11 protein-coding genes and 1 pseudogene are annotated in these 7,318 nt (G+C 62.3%); 5 read left to right on the forward strand and 7 right to left on the reverse strand.

The window, feature by feature from the left end:
* The 3 genes from CCR94_RS20175 to CCR94_RS20185 all read right to left on the reverse strand — a co-directional run.
* Nucleotides 1-415 (reverse strand): potassium-transporting ATPase subunit KdpA (locus tag CCR94_RS20175; protein WP_193938450.1); only part of this gene is annotated, 415 nt, incomplete at its 3' end.
* An 18-nt stretch (nt 416-433) separates the two neighbouring features.
* Nucleotides 434-535 (reverse strand): K(+)-transporting ATPase subunit F, encoded by a 102-nt coding sequence (gene kdpF, locus CCR94_RS20180; RefSeq protein ID WP_146090116.1) that lies wholly within the window; start codon nt 533-535, stop codon nt 434-436.
* Entirely contained in the window at nt 532-807 is a 276-nt protein-coding gene (locus CCR94_RS20185; protein ID WP_104509625.1) for a hypothetical protein, read from the reverse strand. The genes kdpF and CCR94_RS20185 overlap by 4 nt, the downstream gene beginning before the upstream one ends.
* Nucleotides 808-947: 140 nt before the next feature.
* On the opposite strand from CCR94_RS20185, the gene CCR94_RS20190 reads away from it, so the two are divergent.
* Nucleotides 948-1,145 carry a TetR family transcriptional regulator C-terminal domain-containing protein gene (locus CCR94_RS20190; protein WP_146090117.1) on the forward strand — a complete coding sequence of 66 codons (198 nt, stop codon included), beginning with the start codon at nt 948-950 and terminating at the stop codon, nt 1,143-1,145.
* A 199-nt stretch (nt 1,146-1,344) separates the two neighbouring features.
* Here the strand turns inward: CCR94_RS20190 and CCR94_RS20195 are convergent, their stop codons facing one another.
* Nucleotides 1,345-1,935 carry a TetR/AcrR family transcriptional regulator gene (locus tag CCR94_RS20195; protein WP_206605874.1) on the reverse strand — a complete coding sequence of 197 codons (591 nt, stop codon included), beginning with the start codon at nt 1,933-1,935 and terminating at the stop codon, nt 1,345-1,347.
* A gap of 183 nt (nt 1,936-2,118) precedes the next feature.
* On the opposite strand from CCR94_RS20195, the gene CCR94_RS20200 reads away from it, so the two are divergent.
* A complete protein-coding gene (locus CCR94_RS20200; protein ID WP_104509628.1) occupies nt 2,119-2,955 on the forward strand; it encodes an oxidoreductase in 837 nt (278 codons plus the stop codon).
* 60 nt (nt 2,956-3,015) lie between these two features.
* Nucleotides 3,016-3,216, forward strand: a complete 201-nt coding sequence (locus tag CCR94_RS20205; RefSeq protein ID WP_104509629.1) for a putative quinol monooxygenase — start codon at nt 3,016-3,018, stop codon at nt 3,214-3,216.
* A gap of 187 nt (nt 3,217-3,403) precedes the next feature.
* On the opposite strand, the gene CCR94_RS20210 is transcribed toward CCR94_RS20205, so the two are convergent.
* Nucleotides 3,404-4,138 carry an SDR family oxidoreductase gene (locus CCR94_RS20210; RefSeq protein WP_104509630.1) on the reverse strand — a complete coding sequence of 245 codons (735 nt, stop codon included), beginning with the start codon at nt 4,136-4,138 and terminating at the stop codon, nt 3,404-3,406.
* Nucleotides 4,139-4,477: 339 nt separating this feature from the next.
* Nucleotides 4,478-5,309 (reverse strand): annotated as a pseudogene (locus CCR94_RS20215) (transposase).
* Nucleotides 5,310-5,530: 221 nt separating this feature from the next.
* Between CCR94_RS20215 and CCR94_RS26415 the strand changes: the two are divergent.
* On the forward strand, nt 5,531-5,833 hold the full coding sequence (locus tag CCR94_RS26415) for a methyl-accepting chemotaxis protein (protein WP_275112830.1): 303 nt from the start codon (nt 5,531-5,533) through the stop codon (nt 5,831-5,833).
* Between the two features lie 129 nt (nt 5,834-5,962).
* Here the strand turns inward: CCR94_RS26415 and CCR94_RS25270 are convergent, their stop codons facing one another.
* Nucleotides 5,963-6,109, reverse strand: a complete 147-nt coding sequence (locus CCR94_RS25270; RefSeq protein ID WP_158254851.1) for a hypothetical protein — start codon at nt 6,107-6,109, stop codon at nt 5,963-5,965.
* Nucleotides 6,110-6,146: 37 nt separating this feature from the next.
* Here CCR94_RS25270 and CCR94_RS24725 point away from each other — a divergent pair, with 37 nt between their 5' ends.
* Nucleotides 6,147-6,740 (forward strand): hypothetical protein, encoded by a 594-nt coding sequence (locus CCR94_RS24725; RefSeq protein WP_146090118.1) that lies wholly within the window; start codon nt 6,147-6,149, stop codon nt 6,738-6,740.
* Nucleotides 6,741-7,318 lie beyond the last annotated feature (578 nt).

Below are 7,318 nucleotides of genomic sequence, written 5' to 3' on the forward strand. Positions count from 1 at the left end.
CGGGGACCTCGGCGACCGGGGCGGTGGCAGCGGCGTTGCGGGCCTTTACCTCCGCCGAGCATTTGGAATAGTACTGAAAATAACTCTGGCCGCCGAGCTGGTTGGCGGCCTTGTCGACCTGGTATCTGGCGGCGCATTGATTGGTCACGTTCTCCGCGCGCGCCGGGGTAACTCCCAGAGCGCAGGCTCCAAGAGTTGCGAGAGCGACGGCGCCGAAAAGAGCGGCGTTCAGCCAGCCCTGTTCCTTCTCCGGTGCGACGCCAGCGAGGCGATAAAAGCCGCGCTCCAGCGGCCCAAGCAGAGGGAGTGTGAGCCGCCGCTCGAATACGGCGGCCATGTGAAGGCCGAGCGGTCGGACCGCGATCAGCGCGAGCCAGAGGACCAGCCGGATTTGCAGCCATTCTGCAAGAATCATAGGTAAAACTCCTCCCGTCTAGAATTTTTCGGGCTTGAGCAACGTGATGACGAGATAGGCGCCGAGGGAAAGCGCGACGACGAGACCGGCGAGCGGTTCGAACATGGCCGCCTCCGTCAAGCGCGGGTTAGCGCATGGATATAAGCCGCCATGACGCCGATCAGGGCGAGGCCAAAAACAAGAAAGAGAGCATCCGACATGGTTTCGCTCCGTTTGGGGATCACGGGAGCGAGTGATGGCGCCAAAAGGCGTAAGGGTTCGATGCGGAAGCCGATGCCGGCGAATAAGGAAAGCGTAAAGATCGCGGCGTTGAGAGAGAATTTCCGCTGGGGGTCACGTTGACGCCCTCGCCGTCGAATCGCGACGATCCCCCTGAAGCGGTGGGGATTCATGCTATTGGACGTCGATCTTGCATAAGCGTTTCATGATGCCCCCATCCGAAAAACCGATGTCAAACCGAGCCCGAGCCGTTAGCTTCGAGGCTGGGTCGCCGCGTCATGTCTTTTTCCGGCAGCCGAATCAAGGAGGCGCCATGACTGCCGAAGAGGCGAAGAACGGACCCCACGTTCACCCCGAGCGCAGCAGGGCGCGCGGAGAAAGCACACCTTCAGTTGACGATATTGTCGATCATCTGCTGGCGCCTTTGCATTTGCGCTCGCTCGTCGGCTTGCCCGTCGACAAGGAGTTCGCCGAAGGCCTAGCGAACCGTCTGATGAGGGCACAGCTTTAGCCGAGGAGACGGCTCCAGTCTGTCGTCAGCGCCCTCTTGGCATTCTCGCCGGGAACGGATTTTCGAAGACAGCCCGCGCGGCCTGTCGCCAGACTCTGCGCCAGTCCTTCCATGAACAGCGCGCTTCGGCCGTTTTCGGCCACCAACTCTCGATGAAAGAGGCACAGGATACAGTCTCGCGCCACCTCCTCTTGCGCTCTCACGGTATCGGCAGCGGACTCATTTGGGCCATCAGCGCCGCCCGCCGGGTCGGATTCACAAAGCCGAGAAGGATAGCCAGGGCGCCGGTTTGAAAGGCCGTTACCATGGCCTCGTCGGTCAGTTCACCGGCGATCCAGAAGGACACGCAGCCGCGAAAGGTGAAGGCGAGCTGTTGCGGCAGGACCGCGCGCAGTGCGATCGGCGCGTCCGAGGACAGCGTGGAGAGGTCGCCGAGCGCCAGAGACCAGAGCGCCTCGGATTGGGGCAGGACCGCACTCGGGCTCGGGCCGGCCACGCCAAGCGATCCCACGACCGACTTGGAGACGTCCGGCTTCTCCAAGAGAACGCCGACACTGATCCTCCCCATCGCGAGCACGCGATCGACGGCGTCGCCCTGCGGGCGCTGCTCCCGGAAGCGCGTCGCCATGCGTTTGATCACCCGCGACGACAGGGCCTGCATGATCGCGTTCTTGCTGCCGAAATGGTTGAACGGCGTTGCAAATCCGACCCCGGCTTCCGTCGCCAGCGCCCGCATCGAAAAGTCGGCGCTGGGGCTCGCCTGGAGAAGCCGCTCGGCGGCGTCCAGCACGACATCTCGGGCCGTTTGCCGGTTCCGCTCCCGGAGTGGCGACGACGATGGGCCATCGGTCATGCGTCCGTCCCTCGAATCTGACTGCTGAAAATCTATATCATGATATAAATAAAATATCATGATATAGATTCGCTGTCGGCCGATCCGCCGCCGGCGACCTCAATCGGCAAGGAACAGCAGATGAGCAACCAGAAAATCTTCCTGATCACCGGTGTCAGTTCGGGTCTCGGCAAGGCCTTTGCCACGGGCGCTTTGGCGGCTGGACACCATGTCATCGGCACAGTCCGCAATGGCGAGGCGGCGACGGACTTCTCGGCCTTGGCGCCGGAGCGCGCCCATGCCATCGTGATCGACGTGACGGACTTCGGCGCGATTCCCGATGCGGTCGCCAAGGCCGAACGCGACGTCGGGCCGATTGACGTGCTGGTCAACAATGCCGGTTACGGCCATGAAGGCATCATGGAGGAATCGCCCCTCGACGACATCCGGCGGCAGTTCGATGTCAACGTCTTCGGCGCCGTCGCGATGATGAAAGCCGTTTTGCCGGGCATGCGGCAGCGCCGCTCGGGCCATATCGTCAACGTCACCTCCATGGGCGGCTTCATCACCATGCCGGGGATCACCTATTATTGCGGCAGCAAGTTTGCCCTCGAAGGCATCTCCGAGGCGCTGGGCAAGGAAGTGAAGACTCTCGGCATTCATGTGACGGCGCTTGCGCCCGGGCAGTTCCGCACGGATTGGGCCGGCCGGTCGATGGTCCGCACGGACCGCAGCATCGCCGACTATGATGCCGTGATGGACCCCATCCGCGCGACCCGTCAGGCGAAGAGCGGAAGGCAGCCCGGCGATCCGGCCAAGGCGGCCGAGGCGCTGTTGAAACTGGTTGAATCCGACAACCCGCCGGTGCGGCTCTATCTCGGCGCCGACGCCCTCGGGCTCGTCGAGACCAAGATCGCGGCGATGAGGGCGGAGATCGCGGAATGGGAAGCGGTCTCGCGGTCCACCGACTTTGCGTGACCGACTTCCGACCTGTTCCGCATCTGGAACGACGGTTCGATTCAACCTGAAGGCGACAGCATGCCCCTGCAGGCCCAACCCGCCTACATCATCAGGATGCGCGCCAAGCCCGGAGCCGGCGACAGACTGTTTGAACTGGCCACGAGAGGCATGGCGAAGTCCCGCGCCTCCGACCGTTTCATCACTCTTCGCGAGGACGGCGATCCCGACGTGGTCTGCAACATCGAAGTGTTCAGATCCGATGCGGCCAAGGTCGGCTAAGAGACCAGCGCGCGCGGATGAACTCCGCGACGAGATCCTCGGATTTCTGGCCGAACCGCCGATGCGCATCGCCGCCCACCCGTTCGCGGCGGCCCCGGACTGAGTCCTCATCGCCTGGGGTGAGACGGCCGCGGCGCGGGCCGCCGTCGGGCGATGCTCCGAACGACCGCGTGCCGGCCCTCTCCGTTCACCAGGGTTCGCGGCCTTCGGTGGCGAAGAATCCCCCCGTCGGACCGTCGTCGTCGAGAAGGGCCAAGCGCACGGCCTCTGCGGCTCCTTCAGGGATCGTCTGGCGGCCTCTGTGACCGTTTAGGTCGGTCGCCGTGAAACCGGGGTCGGCGGAATTGACCTTGATGCCGGTGTCGCGCAGCTCTGCGGCCAGCTGCACCGTCAACATGTTCACCGCCGCTTTGGAGGCACAATAGCCGATGAGCTTGTAGGGGGCGTATGCCCAGTCCGGATCGCCGTGGAGTGCGAGAGATCCGAGGCCGCTGGAGAGATTGACGATCCGTGCCGGCGCAGACGTCTTCAGCAGCGGCAGCATGGCTTGCGTGACGGCCAGCGTGCCGAAGAAGTTGGTGTCGACGATACGCCTGACGGCGTCAAGGCTGGCCGAGCTGGGTGGCCCGTCCCGAGGATCGGTGATGCCCGCGTTGTTGACCAGGATCGTCAACGCTCCTTCGCGGTCACGGATATCGGCGGCGGCGGCTGCCGCGGATGTGGGGTCGGTCAGGTCGATGCGCAGAAACCGCGCCGTGATCGCCTCGTCCTGAAGAACGCGGGTGGCAATCGCGCCGCGCTCCACGTCACGAGCCGCCACTATGACGTTCAGTCCCGCCTTGCCGAGTTGGCGGGCGATCTCCAAGCCGATGCCCTTGTTGGCTCCGGTGACGAGCGCCGTCTTTCCGGCAAACTGTGCCATCTGAAGTTCTTTCCCGAAGCGATTGAAGGGCTAGTGAGTTGATCGTATTTTATGAATCATCCTTCAGCTTTGGAATTCGCATATGGCGCGGGAGTCTCTTGGACAGCTAAAGGCCCGGAAACAGCCGCGTCAGGCCCGGGCTCCTGGCGCATGGGCGAAGTCTGCAGCAACGATTTCATGGCTAGATCTCCGTCAATTGGCGCTGAGCGGTGGCGGCGGGGATCCGCCAACGTCGGGGCAAAACATGGGTGATGCAGCGATATCTATATGTCCGTCGTCAGAAGAAATGGGACAAACTGAGCTTTTCAGGAACGGGGGATCTGGCTCATCTGGGTCATGTTATGCGGCTTGCGCGTGATGCTGCAAGCGGCGAGTTTCGATGGTCTGGCGTTTGATCCTTTCTCGTTCGCTTAAAATGGCGTCGCCCCGGCTGAGATAGACGTCAGCCGGCGTGAGATTGTCGAGGCTTTCGTGATAGCGGTCGTTGTTGTAACGCTCGACGAAGGCCGCGATCTCGCCCGCCAGTTCTCCTGGCAGATAATAGTTTTCAAGCAGGATGCGGTTCTTCAGCGTCTGATGCCAGCGCTCGATTTTGCCCTGTGTTTGAGGATGATAGGGCGCGCCGCGCACGTGGCTCATGCCCTGCGTTTCCAGATATTGCGCCAGTTCCTCGGCGATGTAGGACGCGCCGTTGTCCGACAGGAGGCGAGGCTTCTTCGCCGGCAGGTGCGAGTCCTCGACCAGGCGGATGATCTCGGCCTTTTCAGAGGACGAATATCTCATGCCTCGTCCTCCCGGTCCAAGTCTTCCAGACTGATTTGCCCATCCGCGATCACGCTTTTTTTAAGCAGGCGGTTTTCCAGCGTCAGGTCGGCGACCGCTTCCTTCAGCGCCTGCGCCTCGCGCTTGAGCGCCTTGACCTCCTCGGTGTTGGCCGAGCGGGCCGTATCGCCCGTCAGCCTGCGCTTGCCAGCCTCAAGAAAGTCCTTGGACCAGCCGTAATACATCGAGGTGGCGATGCTCTCCTCGCCGCGCAAGCCCTCAAGCACGACGCGGATCTTCTCCTCGGCCGAAAAATGCCGACAGGTCGCGCGGCGAATGTCCTTCAGAACTTTTCAGCCGGCGGCTTTGCGTCCGAAGCCACTCTCGCAGGTCCGGGTTTCTGTCTCATCTTCGCTCCTTGTCAGCTACGATGACCCAGAAACCCTCCGTTCTCAATGAACCCGTTTTTGTCCCACTCACGCTGACGGCGAACAGTCGCGACCATGCGCTTTGCCGTGGTCAGCCGTCGCACGATGAAGCTTCGATTGCTTCCCAGATCGCCCGCCGCACGTCATCTTTGGATCTTTGGCCACAGCCGCCTCAAACGCCTCCGCCAATTCCGAGAAGATGGTGCGTTCTGTCGCCGCGGCTTCCGATCAGATCGCCGCATCCCTCACCGAAATGGCGACCAAAATCGCCGGGACGACACAGGCTGTCTATCACGCCGCCGCGCGCGCCAATGTCAGCGTCGGTCAGGTCGAGCGCCTCAGCGGGGCTGCGGACAAGATCGGCTCGGTCGTCCTGCTGATCCATTCGATCGCCCAGAAGACCAATCTTCTCGCCTTGAACGCAACCATCGAGGCAGCGCGCGCTGGCGAGGCCGGCAAAGGCTTCGCTGTCGTCGCTTCCGAGGTGAAGGCGCTGGCCGACTAGACGCAGCGCGCCACCGAGGACGTGACGGCCCATATCGAAAACATGCGCTCCGAGACCGCGAATACGGTGAAGCATATTCGTGCGATCGCCATCGCCATGAACAGCGTCGACGAACCCACCCAGGCCATTTCACAGGCCGTCGTCGAGCAAAACCAGGCGACCGGGGAGATTTCGCGTGGCGCGCAAGGCGTCGGTGATGGGAAAGCCGACCGTGGAGCGGCGCGGGAAGCGCCGGTCCTCGGCCAGCGCGTCCTGGTACTGCGCATGGCGCAGCAAGACGGTCTCGTGCTGTTCCGAGGTTCCGATTCCGGCGATGCGCGGCGTTTTCGGCAGTGTCCAGCATGGCGTTGCGTGCGTGCGGATCGTTGCCGAAATTGTCGAGCACCCAGGCTTCGGTCTGGCCGCGCCCGCGGGACGCCGTTGCGTCGGGGTAGCAGAGCGCCGCCCCGTTGGAACAGCGATCCGCGGCGATGACCAGCGCGCACCGCGCCGTTCCCCCCGCGAGCTCCAGCATCGCTATCTGAAGCGCCCGGGCGCTGGTGGCGCAGGCCTGCTGCACGGTCGTTCCGGTGACGCCTTCGAGCCCGATCATTCCGGTCACCCAGGGAAGCCCGTAAAAGCTGCTGAGCTGCGGATTGGTCGTGCCGAGAATGCCGAGATCGATCGCGTCGAGGGGAAATGTCTTCGCCGCAAGGATAGTTTTCGCGGTCTGCGCCGCCAGCCGCAAACTGTGAAGATGCGCCAGCGACATCTACCATTTGGAGAAGGGAGTCGACCAGTAAACGTCATAGGGAATGCAGGCCGCGCTCATTCTGAATCCCGGATCAAAAAGCCGAAGCACATCAAGTCAGCAAAAACCCGCGCAACCCGCCTATCGAAAGATGAGCATGTCCCTATCCGAAGATAGTTGGCCGTTCCTGGCACCTGCCCTATCGATGGACCTTATGAACTGTGCGTGAGGACAGCAATCAACTGAAGTTTCCGAACTGAACCCGCGCGTCCTGTTGCGGGGTTCGCGGCGACCTTCGATCTCAGGTTTGAAGGAACTTCCTGCTTAGGGCCTTCCCGGCGCCTCCCAGCCGCAACTCGAGGATGGAAGGCCCGAACTGGGGCCAGCCGACAGAAACACTCTTGTTCGCCTGGCCTCCTTGTCATTCCCGAAAGCAACCTCGTCGCGCCGGTCAGGCGTCTGGAGGATGGAGGCGAGAAGAGGAGACTGTCGGCGTGGAATTTTTATCGGGAACCCGCCGGAATAATTGAAAAAAGGCAGCAAAGCCTGCTGATCCAGGGAGGTCGCGTTCATGGTTGACTTGACAGGGAAGGTCGCGCTGGTGACCGGCGCGGCTGGAGGCATAGGCCAGGGCTGTTCAGTTCTCTAGACTTTGAGGGAGCTTTAGGATTCCCGCGGGCGAAAATGTGTGAATCTATCAACGACAACCCGAATCGGAGGTTGTCGGATGGCGGTGTCGCTGCTTGAGATTTTGC

The sequence above is a fragment of the Rhodoblastus sphagnicola genome, assembly GCF_002937075.1.
In the GTDB taxonomy this organism is placed as follows: Bacteria; Pseudomonadota; Alphaproteobacteria; order Rhizobiales; family Beijerinckiaceae; genus Rhodoblastus; species Rhodoblastus sphagnicola.

Coding starts and splice junctions, on each gene's coding strand:
- CCR94_RS20185 (WP_104509625.1), bottom strand. CDS start 807: ATGAATCCCCACCGCTTCAGGGGGATCGTCGCGATTCGACGGCGAGGG.
- CCR94_RS20190 (WP_146090117.1), top strand. CDS start 948: ATGACTGCCGAAGAGGCGAAGAACGGACCCCACGTTCACCCCGAGCGC.
- CCR94_RS20200 (WP_104509628.1), top strand. CDS start 2,119: ATGAGCAACCAGAAAATCTTCCTGATCACCGGTGTCAGTTCGGGTCTC.
- CCR94_RS20205 (WP_104509629.1), top strand. CDS start 3,016: ATGCCCCTGCAGGCCCAACCCGCCTACATCATCAGGATGCGCGCCAAG.
- CCR94_RS20210 (WP_104509630.1), bottom strand. CDS start 4,138: ATGGCACAGTTTGCCGGAAAGACGGCGCTCGTCACCGGAGCCAACAAG.
- CCR94_RS24725 (WP_146090118.1), top strand. CDS start 6,147: ATGCGCGGCGTTTTCGGCAGTGTCCAGCATGGCGTTGCGTGCGTGCGG.